This window comes from Asticcacaulis sp. P4_H10 (assembly GCF_056400965.1).
The window spans coordinates 97,512-117,217 of the sequence record NZ_JBFUKH010000010.1 but is presented as its reverse complement, the minus strand read 5'-3'; the positions used below and the strand labels follow the sequence as shown (position 1 = coordinate 117,217).

Genomic DNA, 19,706 nt, shown 5'->3' with positions numbered 1-19,706 from the left:
ATTTCAACGCTTCTTCTTTTTCTTCAGGTTCTTGACGCCGGTGCGCGGTCCGCTCTTCGGACCTTTGGGGCCGCGCGGCTCATCGCGGAAGCCCGGCTTCTTGGGCCCCTTGCCGCGTGGCTGGAAGCCGCCGCCATCGCTGCGTTTGCGGACGCCCAGGCGCGGACGCGGGGCATTCGGATCGGCCTTTTCCGGCTCGCTCAGCATCTTGAACACCAGCCCGCCGGTCATCGGCATGGCCTCGGCCAGTTCGACCTCGACCAGGGCCCCCAGCCGCCAGCGCGCGCCCGTGCGTTCGCCGATCAGGGCGTGCTGGACATCGTCGTGGATATAGTAGTCGTTGCCGAGGCTTGAGACCGGCACGATGCCGTCGGCGCCAGTGTCGGTCAGCTTCACGAACAGGCCAAAGCGCGTCACGCCGCTGACCCGGCCTTCAAATGTTGCGCCGACCTTGTCGTGCAGGAAGGCGGCGATATAGCGTTCGATGGCTTCGCGTTCGGCCTGCATCGACCGCCGTTCGGTCTGGGTGATGTGGTCGGCCGTATCGGCCATGGTTTTGACCTCATAGTCGGTCAAACCGTCATCGCCCAGTTTCAGCGCGCGGATCAGCGCCCGGTGCACGACCAGGTCGGCATAGCGGCGGATCGGCGAGGTGAAGTGGGCGTAGTGGTCGAGATTCAGGCCGAAGTGGCCGTAATTCTCGTTGCTGTAGTGCGCCTGCATCTGAGTGCGCAGGACGACTTCGTTGATGATCTCGGCGTTTTCCGTGTCCTTCTGGCCTTCCAGAAGCTGGTTGAACCTTTCGGTGCGCGGGGGCTCGCCCTTGTTCCACGGCAGGCCCAGCGTGCCGAGGAAGTCGGCCAGGCTCTGCACCTTTTCCATCGAAGGCGCTTCGTGGACGCGGTAGATCAGCGGCGTGCGATGCTTTTCCAGTTCCTCGGCGGCGCTGACATTGGCCTGGATCATCATCTCTTCGATGAGTTGCATGGCGTCGAGGCTGACGCGGCGCTCGATCGAGACGACATTGCCGTCGGCATCCAGCTTGACGCGGCGTTCCGGCGAGTTGATCGCCAGCGGCTGACGGGTCTTGCGGCCCTTGCCCAGGCAGGCGTGCGCCGCCCATAAAGGCTTCAGCAGGGTTTCGAGTATCGGGCCGGTCTTGTCGTCGGGCGTGCCGTCGATGGCCGCTTGTGCCTGCTCATAGCTAAGCTTGGCGGCGGAGCGCATCAGTCCGCGGACGAACTTGTGGCCGGTCTTCTTGCCTGAGGCGTCGAAGACCATGCGCACGGCAAGCGTCGCGCGATTCTCGCCTTCCTGCAGCGAGCACAGGCCTGATGACAGGACATGCGGCAGCATCGGCTCGACGCGGTCGGGGAAGTAGGTCGAGTTGCCTTTGTCGCGGGCATCGCGATCGAGCGACGAGCCCGGCGTGACGTAGTGCGCGACGTCGGCGATGGCGACCCAGACGACAAAGCCGCCAGGATTGGCCGCATCGTCGTCGGCATGGGCGTAGACGGCGTCGTCGTGATCCTTGGCGTCGCTGGGGTCGATGGTGATGAAGGGCAGGTCGCGCAGGTCGGTGCGCTTGCCGAGGCTGGGCGCCTTGGCGGACTTGGCTTCGTCTTCGGTCGAGGTCTGGAAACCGGTCGGCAGGCCGTGGCTATGGATGGCCATGACCGAAGCGATGCGCGGGCTGTCCTCCTTGCCGACGACCTCGACGACGCGGACGGGCTTGGGGCCGAAGCGGTGGTTGCCGCCTGCGGGCGCCGCCACGATGACATCGCCGTCTTCCAGCTCTTCGAGCTTGGGGCCGGTCAGGATGAAGCTGCTCTTTTCCTTGCGGTTGACACTTTCTAGGCGCAGTTCCTTGCGGCCCTTACGCACCACGCCGACAATGCGCGGCGCGTCCTCGTCCAGTATTTTGACGAGATGGGCGATCCAGCCGTCCGATGCTTTTTCAAAGCGGACATAGAGGCGGTCATAGAGTTTCGGCGGTGTCTGCTGCGCACCTTTCTTAAGCGGCGCCAGGCGGGCGAGCGGCGTCTTGTTCTCTTCGGGTTTTCCCCACTTGACCCACAACTCGCCGTCGATATCGCGCTCAACGACTTCGGCGACGCCGGTTTCAGGCAGCTGGCCCATGGCGCCAAACGTCTTGCGGCCGCGCTTGTCGAGCTTGCCGGCTTCGGAGAGGGCTTTAAGGCGATGGCGCAGCAAGCGGCGGTCTTCGCCCTTGAGGCCATACATGCGCGCAATGTCGGAAAGGTCGAGTTCGCGGTTTTCCTGCAGGGTCTTCAGAAGGGTTTGATCGTCGGGCAGCCCCTGCGGCAGCCGGACCTTCTCTGTCTTAATCTTTTTCATCATTCGCCCTCTTACATGGTTTGGCGAGTCGAAGAAAGCAAGGCCGTTACCGATCCAACCAGATTGCGGGGACGTAAGCATCAGATTGCCGGGAGAAACCGATGCATCGCCGCTATCTTCTGTTCACACTCGCCGCCTGTCTTTGCACGGCACCTGCGCTGGCCGACGTCCCGCAGCTTCCGGATGCCCAAAAGGTCGGGGCAGGGCGGATGACCTACCTGACCCTGCCGGTATTCGACGCCACGCTCTACGCGCCGGGCGGTGTCTACTCCGCCGCCAAACCGTTTGCGCTCAAACTCTCGTATCTGCGCACGCTCAAGGGCCGGGATATCGCCCGGAATTCGGTCGAACAGATGCGCCGGCAAGGTGGGCACAGCGACGCCCAGCTTGCGGCGTGGGGAGAGGCGATGATGGGTATCTTCCCGGACGTGACCAAGGGCGCGACGCTCACCGGTGTCCGCGAAGCCGATGGCGCAACGGTCTTCTATCGCGGAACAGCGAAAATCGGCCGTGTCGCGGACCCGGCCTTTGGCCGTGCCTTCTTCGACATCTGGCTGGGCGCGAAGACTTCGCAGCCGGCCCTGCGTCAGAAACTGCTCGGGAAGGGCTGATGACCAATACGTGGATTATCGGGGCATCGAGCGGTATCGGCGAAGCGCTGGCCGTTGAATTGGCCAGGCGCGGTGAAACGGTCTGCGTCACGGCCCGCAATGCGACGGCACTTGAAGTGGTGAAGGCGCGTTTGCCGGGACATGGTCATGTCGCCCTGACGGCCGACGTCACGGACGTGTCTGCGTTGATGTCGACGGCGCAGAAGCTGTTTCACGCCTGGACGCAGATCGATCGCATCATCTTTATGGCAGGCGCCTATACGCCGATGAAGCTTGGTGAGCTTGATCTCAAAGAGACACGCCAGATCATCGATATCAATCTGGTGGGCGCCTTTAATACGGTTGAGGTGGCCCTGAGCCTTTTGAAGTCGCAGACCGGCGGGCAGATCGTCCTGTGCGGCAGCGTCGCCGGCTATCGCGGCCTGCCCAATGCCCAGCCCTATGCCGCGACCAAGGCTGGTGTCATTTCGCTGGCCAACTCCTTGCGCGCCGAGTGGGGGCACAGGTTCGATATCAAGCTGACCAATCCGGGCTTTGTCACTTCGCGGCTGACCGACAAGAACGACTTCGACATGCCGATGAAGATAACGGCGAAGAAGGCGGCGAAGATCATCGCCAAAGGTCTGAACAGCAAGCGTTTCGAGATTCACTTCCCGGTGGCGTTTACGCTGGGCGCCAAGCTGTTGGCGATCCTGCCCGACGGCCTGTTCTTCAACGCGGTGAAAGGGATGAAGACATGAGCGATATGCCAAAAAGTGTGAAGCGGTTTTTGGTGAAATATCGCTACAAGCAAAAAGTTAGCGCATGCGCGCTCTGCTCCACTCGGACAGCACAATCCCACTGATGACCAGTCCCATGGCTGCAAGATGGAAACCCTCGAGCGGGGCGCGCAGGATGATGACCGACAGGATAACACCGAAGACTGGCAACAGGTTGATGAACAGCCCGGCGCGGTTGGCGCCGATCAGCTCGACCCCGGCGACATAGGTCCCCGACGCCACCAGCGACGCAAAGATGCCGGCATAGACAATCACGCCCCAGCCGGTCGCATCCGGCCACACGAAATCCTGATGGCTGTAGGTCCAGATCAGGAAGGGAATGCAGGCGATGACCGCGCCGATGCACGGAATGGCGATCAGGGTCTGCCAGTGGACGGGCGGCTTCCATTTCAGGCCGACTGTATAGCCGGCATAGATGACCGCCGACAGCAGCATCAGGGCGTCGCCGATATTGACCTCCAGCCTGAGCAGTCGCGAAGGATCACCGTGGCTGGCCGTCACGAGCACACCAGCCAGCGTCAAGCCGAAGCCCGCCAGTTGTGCGCCTGTCGCCTTGACCCGGAACAGGGCGAAGTTGCCAAGAAAAATCATCAGCGGAATGGCCGCCTGTTCGATCATGACATTGACGACGCTGGCATAGTTCAAAGCTGTATAGAGCAGCAGGTTGAACAGACCGAAACCAAACAGCCCATAGACCATCAGCAGTCCCCAATGGCGTTTTATGACTGGCCAGTCGCCTTTGAGTCTCGGCCAGGCCAGCGGTATGATGATAATCACGGCCAGTGACCAGCGCAGGGCGGTCAGCAGGAAGGGATGGACGTGTCCGGCGCCGATCTTGCCGGCGACGCTGTTGCCCGCCCAGATCAGCGTGGTGATGCTCAACAGGACGTAGGCGCGGCTGGAGACACTGAGACTGGGCATGGTGTGGATATGGCGATAGTTGCGAGGCGGGGCAAGATTCTTCTTGGCCTTTCGGCGAAAGTCTTATAGCGACCAGCAACAAATCTCGGGGAAATGCATGTCCATTCTCGTCGTCAAATTCGGTGGTTCGGTCCTGGTGTCGGAAAGCGCTCTGCAGCGCGCCGTATCGGAAATCTACCGCTATGTCCGTGATGCCCATAAGGTCGTCGCCATTGTTTCGGCCTTCAAGGGCGAGACGGATCAGCTGCTGCGCCTGGCCGGCGCCTATACGCAGGCCTCGACCAGCTCGGCGACGCCGCACCTGGTGGCCGGTGGTGAGATGCGCGCGGCGACCCTGTTCGCCATGGCGTGCGAGCGTTCGGGCATCGTGACCCAGTTTCGTTCGGCCTATGAGATCGGCCTGACCGCTGATGGCGAACACCTCAATGCCAATCCCGTTTCCGTAAAGCCGGAAGTGTTGACGCGCGATCTGGAGCGCGTCGACCTGGTCGTCGTGCCGGGCTACGTTGCCGAAAATGCCGAAGGCGAGCCAGTGCTGCTCGGCCGCGGCGGCTCTGACCTGACGGCCGTCTATATCGCCAAGGCCTTGGGTGTGCCTGTGCGCCTGATCAAGGATGTCGATGCCGTTTACGACGCCGACCCGGCGACGGTTGGCGAATCCGCCAAGCCCTATGAGAGCCTCGACTGGGCGGAAGCCATCAAGATTGCCTTCCCGGTCGTGCAGTCGAAAGCCATGCGTTATGCCTCCGACAATGGCGTGACCGTACAGGTCGCGGGTCTTGCCAAGGGCTACGAAACCGTCCTGGGTGGCCAGACAACCTATCGCAAGAAGCCGGTCCTGAAGCGCAAGATCCGCATCGCCGTCATGGGCGCTGGTGGTGTCGGTTCCAAATTTCTGGAAAGGTGCCAGGAATGGTCCGACCTGATCGAGGTCGATCGCATCCTGGTCCGCGACGCCGGCAAGCGCCGCGATCATCCCTTGGCTTCGAAGTTCACCTCGGACGCGCGCACCTTCGCCCGCCCGGACGTCGATGTCTTCGTCGATATCGGCACCGGCGTGTCGCCCTCGGCCGAACTGCTGGAAGGCTTCCTCAAGGCCGGTGTCAGCGTCACCAGCGCCAACAAGCAGGCGGTCGCGGCCGCCGGCGACAAGCTGCGCGCGGCTGCCAAGGCGTCGGGCGCAAAGCTGACCTATTCGGCCAGCGTCGGTGGTGGCGCCCCGGTCATCGAAGCCCTGACTCGCGCGGTCAAGTCGCATAAGATCAAGGCCTTCTGTGGAGTGCTCAATGGCACGTCCAACTTCGTCATCGACCAGGTCGAGTCGGGCAAGACCTTCGACGCTGCCATGGACGAAGCGCGCCGTCTGGGCTTCGCCGAACCGGATTCGACCGCGGACCTCGACGGCACGGACGTTGGTGCCAAGCTTAAACTGCTCCGTGAAATCGCCTATCCGGGCGAGACGCCGAAGCATATCGAAGTTGGCCAAATCACCGAGGATTCGCTGGTCATCCCCGAAGGCAAGGGCCTGCGCTACGTCGCCCGCTGCTTCCGTACCGATGACGGTTTGCAAGCTTCCATGAAACTGGAAGTGCTCGACGCCAATCACTATCTGGTCGGCGCGCGTGGCGAGCAGAACCGGGCCATCATCGATCTCGACAATGGCGAGACCTGGTACGTCACCGGCAAGGGCGCCGGCGCATGGCCGACCTCCGAAGCCTTGCTGGCGGACGTCCTCCAGATCGCGCGCGAGCACCCGCTCCAGACATAAGGCAGGGCATGAACTACCGCCACGGATATCACGCCGGCAACTTCGCAGACCTGGCCAAGCACGCCGCGCTGCTGGCGTGGCTGCGCATGTTACGGGCGCAAGACGCGATGGTGCGCGTCGTCGATACCCACGCCGGGGCGGGCTTCTACGACCTGTCCAATCCGGACTTTGCCCGATCGAAAGAGGCCGAGGCCGGGATCAAGTACCTGTTGGGCAAGGACGTTCCCGAAAGCCTGAAGCCTCTGGCGCAATATGTCCGCGCCAAGAACGCAGGCGCGGGTTTCAAAGACTATGTCGGCGTTTATCCGGGCTCGCCCGTACTGGTGCTCGATCATAGTACGCCCGACGACGCCTATGTCGGTTGCGAGTTGCGCAGCGACGATTTTACCCTGCTTCAGCACCGTATCGCGCCGCGCGGCAAGGCCGTGCAGTCCGACGGCTACGCAATGGCGGTTGAAATGGCCGCCGACGGCGACACCCGCAAGCAGCTCTATCTGATCGATCCGCCGTTCGAGCTGCCGGGTGACTACGCCGCCATCGTCACCACCTTGCGCGATGTTCTGGCCATGCAGCCGGACGCCGGTGCGCTGGTCTGGCTGCCGCTGAAGGATCTGGAAACCTTTGATGGTTTTCTGCGCCATCTGGAGCGCGAACTGCCGGAAACCGACGTACTGGTAACCGAGTTGCGCCTGCGTTCGCTTTCGAACCCGATGAGGATGAATGGTTGCTGTCTGGTCGCCGTCAATGCCCCGGAGGCCTTCCAGGCCGTCATAACTGCCATCGGGCGCGACGTTGTTGCCGTTTTCGGCGAAGGCAGCGGGCAGGCCAGGACTTGGTTCCTCTAACGTCCTCGTGATTGGCCTTGTCGTGATTGGACAAGGGCAAAAGACATGTTATGCTGCGATGCAACATTTTCGCGAGGCTGAACATGTCGACCTTCACCGATACGTCTGTACGCATTTCCCTGGCAACGCCGGAAGATATCCGCGACCTGTCGCAAAAAAGCCTGCACCTGTGGGTCGGGGCAACGTCTCCATTGTGGGCGCCGTTTTGGGCCGCGGCCAGTTTTGGCGTTGGTGCCTGGGCGCTGGGACAGGGGGCTGCCAAGGTGCTGGGCGGTACGCTTTATGACAAGGATTTGCCGCTGGCTTTGAAATGGCCGGGCTTCGCAGTGCTTCCCAAGCACGTTGAGGCGTTAAGTCCGATCGTGGAAAAGGTAACGGACGAAGTCGCAACGACTGCAGAGCAAGCCGTGGACGCGACCGCTGCCGTGGCCACCGAGGCAGTCGAGACCGTGGCGGAGACGGTCGAAACCGTTGCCGCAGCGCAAACAGAGACAGCATCCAAAGTCGAGGCTGTGGCAGAAATCCCTGTGCCGGAAGTCCCCGTAGCAGACATTCCCGTAGCAGAGATCCCGGTAGTGGCGACCAAGGCTGTCGAGACGGCGGCCGAGGCAACAGACGCCGTAGTCACCAAAACCGCCAAGACGTCGGCTGTTTTGGCGAAAAGGGCGGCGGAAGCGACCCTCGACCTGCTCGGGAACGGAGCAACGGCAAAGCCCGGCGGTGATACACGGCCGCTCATCGATCCGGTAACCGAAGCACCCGTTATCCCGGCTGTCGTCGAAGCTGTGGCTGAGCCCAAGCCACCGCTGGCCAAGCCCGCGCCGCGCCGCCCGCGCAAAGGTTAAGGTTTGCCCGTCTTTGTCGGTCTGATCTCGACGAAGACGGGGTTGTGGTCCGAGCCGGTGCTTGGGCCCACCTGACGGTTGGACAGGTGCAGGTCGCGGCTGACCAGCACATTATCGATCGTCACCCGTCCGATGGCCGGCAGAATGGAATACCACGTCCCGGACAGCCCATAGGCCAGCGACATCTCGCGGCGCTTGGCGAAATCGCGCAGGTGGGCGGCGTAGGGCGATGAGTTGAAGTCGCCGACCAGCACCATCTTTTCGCGCGGCAGATATTTCAGCCCCTCATAAAGGTGTTCGAACTGATAGGGCTGCTTGCCCTCGGCAGTATAAGGCCATGGCCGCGCCAGGTGCGCCGCCACCAGTGTAATCGGCCCTTTGGGAGTCCTCACCGTCATGCTGTAGGCGACGAAACCCCGGACGCGGGCTGTTGGCGGCGTCACGGGATATCGCGAGGCTATAATCATGTCGTTCGACCGGATGACGTACGGATAGGCCTCTTTCAGCATATCCGCCATCGCCTTGCGCTGCGGATAGGTGACCTCGACCAGCACGACGATGTCCGGCTGCTTGCTGGCGATCCAAGGCAGGATCTTCTGCGGCACCGGGTTCTGGACGAACATATTGCTCCACATCAGGGTGATGGGGGCGGCGTCGTCATCGACCGGTGCCTGATCGGGCAGGGTCTGAGGCAGGATCGACACCAGCATGAGGGCAACGCCCAGTCCGCTCAAAGCCGCGACCCTATAACGGCGCAGAAGCAGGATGGCGATTGTCAGCAGCACTGAGGCTGTCAGTATGGGCTGGGTGAAAATATCGATAAGATACAACAGCCCGTCGAGCGGATTGCTCAGGCAGATAACACCGGCGACGACGACCGGCAACGCGATGGCTACGCATACCGCGGAAATGAACTTGCTAATGCGCACGACCCCAGCCTTAACCATGTTGACAAGGCCGCGGTTCACGGCCTTACTCGCTCCTCCATTAAGGATAAAAGCTCTGACGCGGGGGGACAAGGCCGATGTTTGCCAGGACGCACGGAGACCTTCATAAAATTCGCGACTCGATCGAGGCAGTGAAACGACTGTCGGACCGGGTCATCGGCATTGGGCCGTTCAACATCATCGGCCTCGACGGTATCCTGGCGCTGTTGCCGATACCGGCGGTCAGCATGGCCTATTCGGTTATCGCCGGTGGGTTTCTGCTCATTCAGGGCATGCGCGCCAGGGTGTCGCCCGGGACCCTGATCATCTGTCTCATTATCCTGCTGATCGACAGCGGCATTACGACAGTCGAGGAACTGACCCAGCTTATTCCGCTCGCCGGCCCCTTCCTGGCGCTTTTGCCGGGCGCGGCCGACCTTCTGTTCCAGGGGCATCTCTATGCCGCGCACATGATCCAGAAGGATATGGACAAGACCCATTACGTGCCGGGCAGCGAATCCGCCGCACGCCAGTCGGGCGAACACCACGGCCATCTCGAAGACATGCGCGCCACCAAGGGCAAGAAGCGCCTGGTCTATCTGGGCTAGTTTTTTTGGAAGGCAGATAAAGGTCGGGCCCCGCATCGTTTCCGACGGGGGCCCGGTGGTGCCGTATGGCAGGATTGAACTGCCGACCTCAGCCTTACCAAGGATGCGCTCTACCACTGAGCTAATACGGCCCGGTGTCCGCATAAGCGGTCCGAGGCGTGCGGCTATAGCCAAACTTTTCTGAAAGACAAAGAGAAAAATCGCGCCGCTTGCATTTATCCGCTGCTTTTTTTATCCGTCACTCCATGAGCGATCCAGAGCCCCCCAAAGAGACACGCCCGCACCGGGCTGCGCGCAAGAGCCATAATGACATCCGGGCGGCGGCGCTGGAGAAGGCGCTGCGCGAGAACCTGCGCCGTCGCAAGGCCGCGAACGCAGAAGCACCGGCTTCGGCCGCATCTCCCGAAACTCTTCACGAAAAAGCGAAAGAAAACCCCGGAGAGGGCGCATAAAGGCTGTTGCACGCGCAATCAGGTCATGTAGAACCGCTTCTCCGCATGTGGCGGATTTTGATTACGGACGCATAAATGGATCGCATTGCCATCGAGGGCGGTAGCCCTCTGTTCGGGGACATCCCTGTCTCGGGCGCGAAAAACTCGGCTATCAAATTGATGGCGGCTTCGCTCCTGACCTCCGAACCAGTGCGCCTGAGCAATATGCCGCGTCTGGCCGACACCCGTCTGCTCAGCCGCCTGTTGCAGCGCTTCGGCTGCGGCATCAGCGAGACCGACGAAGACGGCCAGGTCATGCACCTGCACACGCCGGAAATCACCTCGTCCTTTGCCCCTTACGACCTGGTCCGTCAGATGCGCGCCTCGTTCAATGTGCTGGGGCCGCTTCTGGCGCGGACCGGCCACGCCAAGGTGTCGCTGCCGGGCGGCTGCACCATCGGCGCGCGTCCGGTCGACCTGCACCTCAAGGCGCTTGAAGCGCTGGGTGCGCACATCGACATGCACGAGGGCTACGTCTTCGCCCAGGCACCGCGTGGTCTGAAGGGTGCCGAGATCGACTTCCCGTTCGTCAGCGTTGGCGCGACCGAACACGCCCTGATGGCGGCGGTCCTGGCGCAAGGCACGACGGTCCTAAACAATTCGGCCTGCGAGCCGGAAATCGTCGACCTGGCCGAATGCCTGAACAGCATGGGCGCCAAGGTGTCGGGCGCTGGCACAAAGACGATTGTCGTCGAAGGCGTTACCAGCCTGCACGGCACCGACTGGGCCGTTATCTGCGACCGTATCGAAGCCGGCACCTATGCCGTCGCGGCTGCCATGGCCGGCGGTGAAGTCCGGCTGACCAAGGTGCGGCCGGAATTGATTTCCATCCTGCTCGACAAACTGGTCGACGCGGGTTGTGAGGTGACGCACGGCGAACAGTCGGTGACGATCAAGCGCAATGGCACCAAACTGAAGCCGGTCGATCTGACGACCGACGTCTATCCGGGCTTTGCCACCGACCTGCAGGCGCAGTTCATGTCGCTGATGACCCTGGCCGACGGCGAAAGCGTCATCCGCGAGACGATCTTCGAGAACCGCTTCATGCACGTCCCGGAACTGGGCCGGCTGGGCGCGGACATCTCGGTCAGCGGTGGCGAGGCGCGCGTGCGCGGCGTCGAGGCCTTGCGCGGCGCCCAGGTCATGGCCACCGATTTGCGCGCCTCGGCCTGCCTGGTTATTGCCGGTCTGGCCGCCAGGGGCGAGACCGTCGTCAACCGCGTCTATCACCTCGATCGCGGCTTTGAGAATCTCGAAGGCAAGCTGTCGGCTTGTGGCGCGAAGATCAAGCGTCTGAAGGGCGACGCGCCCATGGACGAAGAGGAATAATGTTCGGGTTCGGCAAACCTCCGGCAAAGCCTTTGCGGCTGATCGCCAACGAAGCCGACGACCTGCCGCCTCTGGCCGCGCTGGTCCAGGATGCGGCGCTGCGGGCAGGGGACCTGTCCTATGTGCCGGGTGAGCGCCATTTCACGATACGCATGAACCGGTTCTGCCATGAGGTCGCAAGTGCGACGCCGTTGCGCGCGCCGTCGGTGCTGCGTATCAACTGCGTTAAGGCGGTCAAGGTCCGGGGCATTGACCCGGCCCGCAAGGAGCTGCCGCTTAGCCTGCTGTGTGTCTCGGCTGAGGCGCTTGATGCGCCGGCTTACGCGCTGACCCTGCAATTCGCCGGCGGTGGACGCGACGTCCGACTCGAGGTGGAATGTATCGACGTCCTGTTGCTGGATCTGGCCGCGCCTCGCCGCGCGAAGTCCCGCCCGAACCACCCGGTGGATTAGAACAGTCCCCCCTTCCGTCACGGCGCAAGCGCCGCGACACCTTCCCCGTAAACGGGGAAGGAAAAAGCCCAACTCATTCCTTCCCCGTTTACGGGGAAGGCGGACGCGAAGCGGACGGAAGGGGGGGCTTGGTCTAGGACCAAAGCATAAGAAATTTGATTTAAAGTCATCATACTTTAGAACTCAGAGAAACATATATGCGCATTGCGAAAATCGATATCGACGACGCCTCCCTGAGCGCCCCAACTGACCAGATCGAGCACGAGCGCAAGATCGCCATGTTCGACCTGATCGAGAAGAACAGCTTTACGCCCGAAGGCGCGGCCGAGGCGGGGGCGGAAGGTCCCTTCGACCTGCGCCTGGCCTATGAGGACAACCGGCTGATCTTCGACATCACCGGGGCTGGTTATGCGCGCAAGATCATGCTGTCGCTGGCGCCGCTGAAGACCATCCTGCGCGACTACAAGATGATTTGCGAAAGCTATTACGACGCGCTCAAGAATGCGACGCCCGGCCAGATCGAGTCGATCGACATGGGCCGGCGTGGCGTTCACAACGAAGGCGCCGAGCTGCTGACGGAACGCCTGGCCGGCAAAGTGGCGATCGACCATGAAACCTCGCGACGCCTGTTCACCCTGATCAATGCGCTGATCCGCTCTTAGGCGAATTGCGGCGGACGTCTGATCCGGGAACGGATGAACGCTAAAGAACGTGGATACGGCAAAAATTGCCTATCCTTATGTTTTTCTTACAGATTTGTAATCTGACGCCATTCATCCGAGGTTCATCATCGCGGCCATTTCGCGACAACAATGGGGCCATATAACGCGGATCGCCATAGAGATGGCGGCCGTGTGACCCTATCGCCTTATTTGCCCGCAATTACCCCAAAACGACCCAGAAACGGTCCCACGATGGCCAGTTGTACTGCCCATATTGGTCTCAGGCGACAATGAGCGCCTTCCCGGCATCTCCCGAGTGCCTTGGACAAAAGACTATATATGGAGCACTAAGATGAAGACCTTTGTTATCGCTGCTGCGACCGCTATCGCCCTGACCGCCACGGCCGGCGCTGTTTCTGCCCAGGATACGGGCCGCGTATACGGCTCGGTCGGCGTATCGGGTCATGACAATGACACGACCAATTCGAAGCTGGGCAGCGTCAATGCCCGCGTCGGCACCAAGATCACCCCGCACTTCGGTGTGGAAGGCGAAGCCGCTTTCGGCACCAATAAGGACACTGTTGCCGGCAGCGAGTATCGCCTGACCAACAAGGTCGCGGCCTACGGTGTCGGTTACCTTCCCGTCAGCCCCAAGGTTGACCTGATTGGCCGCGTCGGCCTGTCGGATACCGACCTGAAGGCGCCTGCCGCTGCCGGCAAGTTCGAGCAGGGCACGGCTGTCGATTATGGCGTTGGCGCCCAGTACCACTTCAATAACGACTACGCCGCCCGCGTCGACTATACCAAGTCGGACTTCGTCGGCGACAAGGGCGAAAGCGCCGCCACCACGGTCAGCCTGGTCAAGAAGTTCTAGCCGAACGCCCCCGCTATCTGTAATCAGCGCCTCTCCGGACCACCGGGGAGGCGTTGCCGCGTTTTAACGCTTTCCACTTAACGGCTTTAGGTATAAAGGGCGCAAACCTCGTTCGCGCGATGACGATTCCGCGTGCGCGTAACCCTTTTGAGAGTCTGCATGGCCAAAGAAGAATTGCTCGAGTTTCCGGGCACCGTGATCGAACTGCTGCCGAACGCCACCTTTCGCGTAAAGCTTGAAGACAGCGGGCACGAGATCATCGCCCACACCGCCGGAAAGATGCGCAAGAACCGCATCCGCGTTCTGGCCGGCGACCGGATCATGGTCGAAATGACGCCCTATGACCTGACCAAGGGCCGCATCACCTACCGCTTCAAGTAAGCCAGGCGGCGCATGGCGGCCCCGCTTATCCTAGCCAGCGCTAGTCCGCGCCGCCGCGATCTGCTTGCCCAGATGGGCATTGCACCCGATACGATCGCCGCGGCCGATATCGACGAAACGCCGCTTAAATCCGAAACACCCAATGCCCTGGCCCTGCGGCTTGCGGTCGAGAAAGCGCAGGCCGTCGCGGTTTCGCACCCCGACGCCTTTGTGCTGGCCGCCGACACCGTCGTGGCCGTGGGGCGCCGCATCCTGCCCAAGGCCGAAAGCCGGGAAGAGGTCGCGGCCTGTCTCGATCTCTTGTCCGGCCGTGGACATCGCGTCATCACCGGCATCGCCGTTATCGCACCCGGTGGCAGGCTGTCGTCGCGCGCGGTCGAAACCCGGCTGTCGGTCAAGCGCCTCAGCCGTGAGGATATCGCCACATACCTCGACAGCGGCGAAGGCATCGGCAAGGCCGGCGGTTACGGCATCCAGGGGCTGGCCGGTTCGTATATTATCCGCCTGGTCGGCAGCTATTCCGCCGTGGTAGGCCTGCCGCTTTATGAGACGCGCGTCCTGCTGGATGGCGCGGGCTATCGATGATCACTCTTCATTATGAGAGCCGGTTCGGACTGGCGCGCGGGGCGGTCTATAAGGACGGCCTGCCGCATCTGTACGCCGAAGGGCTTGAGCACGATCCATCCGTTGGTGTTTTAGGCACCCGTTCGGTGGCGCGGCTGAAGACACGTGCTGGTGGCATGTTGTTTCTGGCCTTGGCCAGTGGCGAAGACGCTGTGCTGGAAGGTCCGCAGAGTGCGCTCGATAAGCTGGCGGAAGGGGCGGCGGTCGAAGTCGAGATCATTGCTGAACAGCGCGGGCGCGAAAAACTGGCGCGTGCGCGGTTCGTGGATCTGTCCGACGGCGAGCCTCGCCGTCTCTTGCCCCCGGTAAGCCTTAGGGATCGCCTGCTGTCGCGGGCGCGCCGTGTTTTTGGCGAGGCGCCCGTGGCCATCTGCAGCGATCGCGAGGCTATCGTCGAGGCGCGCGGTCAGGCGTTTGATGCCAGCGGGCCTCTCCCGAACGGCGGTTTTCTGTCGATCGAGCCGACGCGGGCCCTGATCGCCTGCGACGTCGACAGTGCGCAAGGCGAAACCTCACTGGCCGCCACGCCGAAATCGCTGGCGAAAGCCTGTAACGAGCTGGCCGTCCGTGACCTGCCGCGTCGCCTGCGCCTGTCGGGCCATGCCGGCCTGGCCGTGGTCGATCTGATCGGCAAGCGCCATGATTTCGAGCGCCTGAAAGGTTTGCTGCTCGAAGGCTTTGGTCAGGAGACAGGGATCGTCGTGGCGACGATCGGCAAGTTCGGCACGCTGGAATTCGTCCGGCCGTGGAGCATCTGTCCCTTTAAGGGCGACTTTCAAAAGACCGGAGACGTCCTATATTGGCTGTTCAAGGCGATTGAACTGTCGGAACAGGATCACAGTCGAATTATCGTCATGCGTCTGTATGACCGCGATATTAAAATCCTGAAGCCACTGATCGCCGGCGCTCTTGACCCATTGGCGCCGATGCTGCGCCTTGAAGCCACGACCACCAGACCTGAGGTTCTTGCCCTGTGACTGTCCGCTATTGCACCCGCTGCCGTCAGCCCTATGGCGAGGCCATCGAAGGCGTCGCTAATGTTGCGCGTGGCTATGCGCCGTTCTGTTCCAAGCGCTGCGCCGATGTCGACCTGGGGCACTGGCTTAAGGGTGACTATGTCATCGACGGGGAGGGAGGCCTGGCCGTGGGTGAGGACGAGGCGCCGGAGGAAAAGTCACCTCAGAGACACACGCGTCTGTCCAACGACGACGAAGCCTAGACGTGCTGCGTTTTTGCAGGAAATGCAGCATGGTTCAGGAATCCTAGTGGTCGCATGCTTGACGCGGAAAACCGGGTTCGACTTTTTCGAAACATGCGCCAAAGCCTTCCACCAAAAAAATATTTCGTTGCGCCATTTCGGCTGGACAAGGACAAAAGCCTCTTCTATAGACCTGCCTCCTTCCGGCGCTGGGATTATGACTGGTGCGAAGACGAGGGCCTGGATAGCTCAGTTGGTAGAGCAGCGGATTGAAAATCCGCGTGTCGCTGGTTCGATTCCGGCTCCAGGCACCATTCTCTTTCCGATACCTTGAAATGCCGGTGCCAGGCCCCATCTCTGCGGCGAGTCGGTGATCGCGTTTTTACGGCCGTCTCCCGTCTATGGGTTGCAATGCTCATTGCTTTTTCGCGCCTAAAGAGTCCCGCGCAAAAAAAGTCGCCGGGCACAAATTTTTTTTTAACTGCACCGTTGGGGCAGGATTTAAGGTGGCCGAACATTAACTATCGGACATGTTTGGATTTTTAATTCATAATTTCATAAAGAGTTGCCTGTAGAAGCGCTTGCAAGCGTGAATTCTCTGTAACAGACACCTTGACGTTTCAGGTCGCGCCGGATCATTTAGGCCCAAACCTGTTTGCTTCTGGCATCCCGCCGGAAACAAAGAGGTCGCCTTTTGTACCGTCGTGGTCCATATTGGCTTGGTTTGTGCTTCGGCACGGGCATCATGCGGTCGTCAGAAACCGCTCTGTCCGGACCGGTGCGCGCAAGATTCGTTCATGATGCAACAGGCGTGAGGTCTGAAGTGTCGGGTACGGGTCTATTGGCTTTAACTGGGGTAAACGCTTCCCCTTCAGTCCTTGGTCGGCCCCGCCCGGGCGTAGTCCATATTCAGGAATTGGCGAAAAATGCTCGAACACAAGAAACACAACCCGCTCATTGCTCTGCTTGGCGCCGCCGCGCTGCTGCTGAGCTCCCCGGCGATGGCTCTGGCCTCCGCCGCTCCGGCTCCGGCCGCCACGGCCCCTGCCGCTGAAGCTGCTCCGGCTCCGGCCGCTGCTGATTCCGAAGAAGCTCCTGCCGCTAAGCACGGCGCTTCGGACGTTAACTTTGCCTCGATGTTCGCCGGTGCGACCATCGTCGTTAAGGTCGTCATGATCGGCCTCGGCCTGATGTCTGTCATCTCGTGGATCATCCTGATCATGAAGATGATGGATTTCGCGTCGCTGAACCGTGTCACCTCGAACTTCCTCGAAGCCTATCGCTCGGCGAAGTCGATTGCCGACATCAACCGCATCGCGGTTTCGGACGAGTTCGCCGGTAACCCGCTGGCCGACATGGCCGCCGTTGGTACCGAAGAAATCCAACTGTCGAAGCAAGCTGGCCTGCAGGTTTCGGGCGAGCACCGCGACTCGACCCTGAACCGCGCTTCAGCCTCGATCGCCGCCGTTCAGGCCGGTCTGGCCAAGCGTCTGTCGGGTGGCCAAACCTTCCTCGCTTCGGTTGGTTCGACCTCGCCGTTTATCGGTCTGTTCGGTACGGTTTACGGCATCATGAACTCGTTCATCGGTATCGCCAACTCGCACACCACCAACCTGGCCGTCGTTGCTCCGGGTATCGCTGAAGCCCTGATGGCGACCGGTATCGGTCTTATCGCCGCTATCCCGGCCGTCGTGATGTACAACCTGTTTAACACCAGCATCTCGCAGTACGGCACGCGCTCTGAGCAATTCGTTTCGGAACTGATGAACTCCCTGTCGCGTCAACTCGACAAAGGGGCGTAATCACGATGGGCGCCAAGCTATCAGGTGGCGGCGGCTCGAAATTCCACGTCGAACAGAACAGCGAAATCAACGTTACGCCGTTCGTCGATGTCATGCTGGTCTTGCTTATTATCTTCATGGTGGCGGCCCCGCTCGCCACTGTGTCGATCGAAGTAAGTCTTCCGAAAGCAACCGTACCGCCGCAAGACAATCCGCCGAAACCGGTTTACATCTCGCTGCAGAAGAACACGAACCTGTACATCGGCGACAAACCTTCGTCGCTCGATACGCTAGGTGAAGATCTTCGCTCCTCCATCGGCGCTCGCGACCCGAACAACGAACGTATCTTCATTCGTTGTGACAAGGGCACGCGCTACGCTGAGTTCATGAAGGTGATGAACGCGCTGCAGGATAATGGTTTCTACAGCGTCGCGCTGCAAGGCGAAGATGAAAGCTAGTAAAGGGTCTTAATATGGACGAAACACCCCATAGAAAACGGGACCCTATCCTTGACCCGCCGCCGAAGAAGAAATCGGCTTCGCTGGCAGTCGGGGTTACGGTTGCAGCCGTCGTTCACATCGCCGTCGCCTACTATTTCGTACGCGCGAAATTTGAACTGCACGAGGTAGCGTTCTCGGATGAGAAGGTTGAGGTCGACCTGGTCGCACCGCCACCGCCTCCTCCACCGCCACCACCACCTCCTCCGCCGCCCGATCGGCCGCCTCCGCCAGTGGTTCAGCCACGCGTGACGCCGCCGACCGACGTGGCTCCGCCCCCTCCGATCCCGGTTCCGCCGGTTCCGAAGGAGCAGAAGCAAGAATACACTGAGCCACCGCGCCAGATGAACACCGGTACACCGCCACCCGTGGCGCCTCCGGCTCCGGCGTATGTTTCGGCGAAGTGGTCGAAGTTCCCGAACCTCGACGACTACTATCCCGAGCGCGCCTCGGAAGATGAAGTCGAAGGCTCGGCGACCATCGAATGCACGATCTTGAGTGCAGACGGTAAGGTGAAGTGCACGCTCGTCAGCGAAACCCCAAAGGGTTACGGTTTCGGTCCTGCAGCTATCCGCGCCATCGAAGCTCGCGGTCGCGTCGATACTGGCGGTGGTCAGGTTCAACCTGGCCAGAAGCTGAAGCAGACCTTCCGCTTCCAGCTCGGTTAACCGGCCTGAGAATGCAAAAAGTAAAACCCGGAACTTCGGTTCCGGGTTTTACTTTTTGTGGTGTTTGGTTGGTCGTGATGGTTCGTGGACTGCGCCTGGCGGTCAAAAATGACGGTTGCGTCAAAAATGATTTGAGCATATCGTCGTTCTCAAGAAGAGGCCGCTACAAGAAAACATATTGCCGACTTTTTGATGCAGGTGATTACCGCCTCATCGTTTTCGGACCCGACCCGGTAACCTTGCGGGCTGTTGTCGCTTCTGCGTGATTTTCAATCATGTAAGGAGACCGAAAACATGGACAACCCGGTCCATAACCGCCGCTCGGCTTTGGATATCCAACCCAGCAAACGCATACCCCCATCCTTTTACGCGGCCGTGGCCATTGCCGTCGCCGTACACGCAGGCCTTGCCTACTATCTGGTTGCGCAACGCTTCGGAGATGGCCTGATCGACACTTGGGAGCGGCCTCAGGAACCGCCGACCATCCTGGTGGAGATGCCGACGCCCGCCAAACCTGAACCCGTGAAGACCGAGACGATACAGGTGCACAAGCCGGTCATAGTGGACGACACAAGGGTCGAGACGACGCCACTCATTCCGGTCGACGATCCGAAGCCAATCCCCGACACCGTGACCGAGGGACCACCGCCGCTGCCGACGAGCGGGGGAGGGACGAGCGCCGGCGCAGGGACGTCTGACGCTCCGGCTCAGCCGGTTGTCGTTGCTGCGCGGTGGAGCCGTTTTCCGGATAGTGCGGCGCTTACCCACTACTATCCACCGCGTGCGGAGGAAGACGAGGTCGAAGGCTCCGCCACGGTGCAATGCGTCGTGCTGGACACTGCTGGCCGGGTCTCATGCACGGCCGTCGGCGAAAAGCCAGGCGGTTACGGCTTCGGCGCTGCGACCGTTCGCATGGTCCAGGACAAGGGGCGCGTCGACATCAGCCAGGGCAATGTCCAGGTGGGCTCCGTGCTCCGCCAGACCGTTGCCTGGCGGATGAACTGACAGGCTGAACAGTTCTGTCTGGGGCACTCCGAAAGCAATTTCGGAGTGCCTTTTTATGAACGCTGCGCTATTGCCTTGACGAT

23 protein-coding genes and 2 tRNA genes are annotated in these 19,706 nt (G+C 61.2%); 21 read left to right on the top strand and 4 right to left on the bottom strand.

Annotation, left to right across the window (positions count from 1 at the left end):
- Positions 1-3 precede the first annotated feature (3 nt).
- Positions 4-2,361: a ribonuclease R gene (gene rnr / locus AC1DON_RS18515; protein WP_476936294.1), complete on the bottom strand. Its 2,358-nt coding sequence runs from the start codon at positions 2,359-2,361 to the stop codon at positions 4-6.
- Positions 2,362-2,459: 98 nt separating this feature from the next.
- Here rnr and AC1DON_RS18510 point away from each other — a divergent pair, with 98 nt between their 5' ends.
- Positions 2,460-2,969 (top strand): chalcone isomerase family protein, encoded by a 510-nt coding sequence (locus tag AC1DON_RS18510; protein ID WP_476936293.1) that lies wholly within the window; start codon positions 2,460-2,462, stop codon positions 2,967-2,969.
- Positions 2,969-3,709 (top strand): SDR family NAD(P)-dependent oxidoreductase, encoded by a 741-nt coding sequence (locus AC1DON_RS18505; protein WP_476936292.1) that lies wholly within the window; start codon positions 2,969-2,971, stop codon positions 3,707-3,709. Before AC1DON_RS18510 ends, AC1DON_RS18505 begins: the two co-directional genes overlap by 1 nt.
- Positions 3,710-3,766: 57 nt before the next feature.
- On the opposite strand, the gene AC1DON_RS18500 is transcribed toward AC1DON_RS18505, so the two are convergent.
- Complete coding sequence (locus AC1DON_RS18500; protein WP_476936291.1) at positions 3,767-4,669, bottom strand: DMT family transporter; 903 nt, start codon at positions 4,667-4,669, stop codon at positions 3,767-3,769.
- A 97-nt stretch (positions 4,670-4,766) separates the two neighbouring features.
- On the opposite strand from AC1DON_RS18500, the gene AC1DON_RS18495 reads away from it, so the two are divergent.
- The 3 genes from AC1DON_RS18495 (at position 4,767) to AC1DON_RS18485 (ending at position 8,127) form a co-directional block, all read left to right on the top strand.
- Positions 4,767-6,437 carry an amino acid kinase family protein gene (locus AC1DON_RS18495; protein ID WP_476936290.1) on the top strand — a complete coding sequence of 557 codons (1,671 nt, stop codon included), beginning with the start codon at positions 4,767-4,769 and terminating at the stop codon, positions 6,435-6,437.
- An 8-nt stretch (positions 6,438-6,445) separates the two neighbouring features.
- Positions 6,446-7,282: a 23S rRNA (adenine(2030)-N(6))-methyltransferase RlmJ gene (gene rlmJ, locus AC1DON_RS18490; RefSeq protein WP_476936289.1), complete on the top strand. Its 837-nt coding sequence runs from the start codon at positions 6,446-6,448 to the stop codon at positions 7,280-7,282.
- An 83-nt stretch (positions 7,283-7,365) separates the two neighbouring features.
- On the top strand, positions 7,366-8,127 hold the full coding sequence (locus AC1DON_RS18485; protein ID WP_476936288.1) for a hypothetical protein: 762 nt from the start codon (positions 7,366-7,368) through the stop codon (positions 8,125-8,127).
- Here the strand turns inward: AC1DON_RS18485 and AC1DON_RS18480 are convergent.
- Positions 8,124-9,056: an endonuclease/exonuclease/phosphatase family protein gene (locus AC1DON_RS18480; RefSeq protein ID WP_476936287.1), complete on the bottom strand. Its 933-nt coding sequence runs from the start codon at positions 9,054-9,056 to the stop codon at positions 8,124-8,126. The two genes, AC1DON_RS18485 and AC1DON_RS18480, sit on opposite strands and share 4 nt — an antisense overlap.
- Positions 9,057-9,205: 149 nt before the next feature.
- Here AC1DON_RS18480 and AC1DON_RS18475 point away from each other — a divergent pair, with 149 nt between their 5' ends.
- Positions 9,206-9,661 carry a DUF4112 domain-containing protein gene (locus tag AC1DON_RS18475; protein ID WP_476936286.1) on the top strand — a complete coding sequence of 152 codons (456 nt, stop codon included), beginning with the start codon at positions 9,206-9,208 and terminating at the stop codon, positions 9,659-9,661.
- Between the two features lie 56 nt (positions 9,662-9,717).
- Here the strand turns inward: AC1DON_RS18475 and AC1DON_RS18470 are convergent.
- Positions 9,718-9,792 (bottom strand) — tRNA-Thr (locus AC1DON_RS18470).
- Between the two features lie 114 nt (positions 9,793-9,906).
- Between AC1DON_RS18470 and AC1DON_RS18465 the strand changes: the two genes are divergently transcribed.
- The 15 genes from AC1DON_RS18465 (at position 9,907) to AC1DON_RS18395 (ending at position 19,623) form a co-directional block, all read left to right on the top strand.
- Positions 9,907-10,113: a hypothetical protein gene (locus tag AC1DON_RS18465; protein ID WP_476936285.1), complete on the top strand. Its 207-nt coding sequence runs from the start codon at positions 9,907-9,909 to the stop codon at positions 10,111-10,113.
- A 75-nt stretch (positions 10,114-10,188) separates the two neighbouring features.
- Positions 10,189-11,481, top strand: a complete 1,293-nt coding sequence (gene murA, locus AC1DON_RS18460) for a UDP-N-acetylglucosamine 1-carboxyvinyltransferase (RefSeq protein ID WP_476936284.1) — start codon at positions 10,189-10,191, stop codon at positions 11,479-11,481.
- Complete coding sequence (locus AC1DON_RS18455) at positions 11,481-11,933, top strand: DUF2948 family protein (RefSeq protein ID WP_476936283.1); 453 nt, start codon at positions 11,481-11,483, stop codon at positions 11,931-11,933. Before murA ends, AC1DON_RS18455 begins: the two co-directional genes overlap by 1 nt.
- A gap of 197 nt (positions 11,934-12,130) precedes the next feature.
- Positions 12,131-12,595: a UPF0262 family protein gene (locus AC1DON_RS18450; RefSeq protein WP_476936282.1), complete on the top strand. Its 465-nt coding sequence runs from the start codon at positions 12,131-12,133 to the stop codon at positions 12,593-12,595.
- A gap of 352 nt (positions 12,596-12,947) precedes the next feature.
- Positions 12,948-13,469, top strand: coding sequence for a porin family protein (locus AC1DON_RS18445; RefSeq protein ID WP_476936281.1), 522 nt, complete (start codon positions 12,948-12,950; stop codon positions 13,467-13,469).
- Positions 13,470-13,628: 159 nt separating this feature from the next.
- Positions 13,629-13,850 (top strand): translation initiation factor IF-1, encoded by a 222-nt coding sequence (gene infA / locus AC1DON_RS18440; RefSeq protein WP_192618509.1) that lies wholly within the window; start codon positions 13,629-13,631, stop codon positions 13,848-13,850.
- A gap of 12 nt (positions 13,851-13,862) precedes the next feature.
- The gene (locus tag AC1DON_RS18435) at positions 13,863-14,435 is read left to right on the top strand and encodes a Maf family protein (protein WP_476936280.1); all 573 of its coding nucleotides are present in this window, start codon (positions 13,863-13,865) and stop codon (positions 14,433-14,435) included.
- Entirely contained in the window at positions 14,432-15,451 is a 1,020-nt protein-coding gene (locus AC1DON_RS18430; RefSeq protein ID WP_476936279.1) for a ribonuclease E/G, read from the top strand. Before AC1DON_RS18435 ends, AC1DON_RS18430 begins: the two co-directional genes overlap by 4 nt.
- Positions 15,452-15,495: 44 nt before the next feature.
- Positions 15,496-15,693 (top strand): DNA gyrase inhibitor YacG, encoded by a 198-nt coding sequence (locus AC1DON_RS18425; RefSeq protein ID WP_476936466.1) that lies wholly within the window; start codon positions 15,496-15,498, stop codon positions 15,691-15,693.
- A 217-nt stretch (positions 15,694-15,910) separates the two neighbouring features.
- Positions 15,911-15,986 (top strand) — tRNA-Phe (locus tag AC1DON_RS18420).
- Positions 15,987-16,598: 612 nt separating this feature from the next.
- Entirely contained in the window at positions 16,599-17,474 is an 876-nt protein-coding gene (locus AC1DON_RS18415) for a MotA/TolQ/ExbB proton channel family protein (protein WP_476936278.1), read from the top strand.
- Positions 17,475-17,479: 5 nt separating this feature from the next.
- Positions 17,480-17,911: a biopolymer transporter ExbD gene (locus tag AC1DON_RS18410; protein WP_476936277.1), complete on the top strand. Its 432-nt coding sequence runs from the start codon at positions 17,480-17,482 to the stop codon at positions 17,909-17,911.
- A gap of 14 nt (positions 17,912-17,925) precedes the next feature.
- Positions 17,926-18,618 (top strand): energy transducer TonB, encoded by a 693-nt coding sequence (locus AC1DON_RS18405; RefSeq protein WP_476936276.1) that lies wholly within the window; start codon positions 17,926-17,928, stop codon positions 18,616-18,618.
- A gap of 11 nt (positions 18,619-18,629) precedes the next feature.
- Positions 18,630-18,884, top strand: coding sequence for a hypothetical protein (locus tag AC1DON_RS18400; RefSeq protein WP_476936275.1), 255 nt, complete (start codon positions 18,630-18,632; stop codon positions 18,882-18,884).
- Between the two features lie 28 nt (positions 18,885-18,912).
- Positions 18,913-19,623 carry a hypothetical protein gene (locus AC1DON_RS18395; RefSeq protein WP_476936274.1) on the top strand — a complete coding sequence of 237 codons (711 nt, stop codon included), beginning with the start codon at positions 18,913-18,915 and terminating at the stop codon, positions 19,621-19,623.
- Positions 19,624-19,706 lie beyond the last annotated feature (83 nt).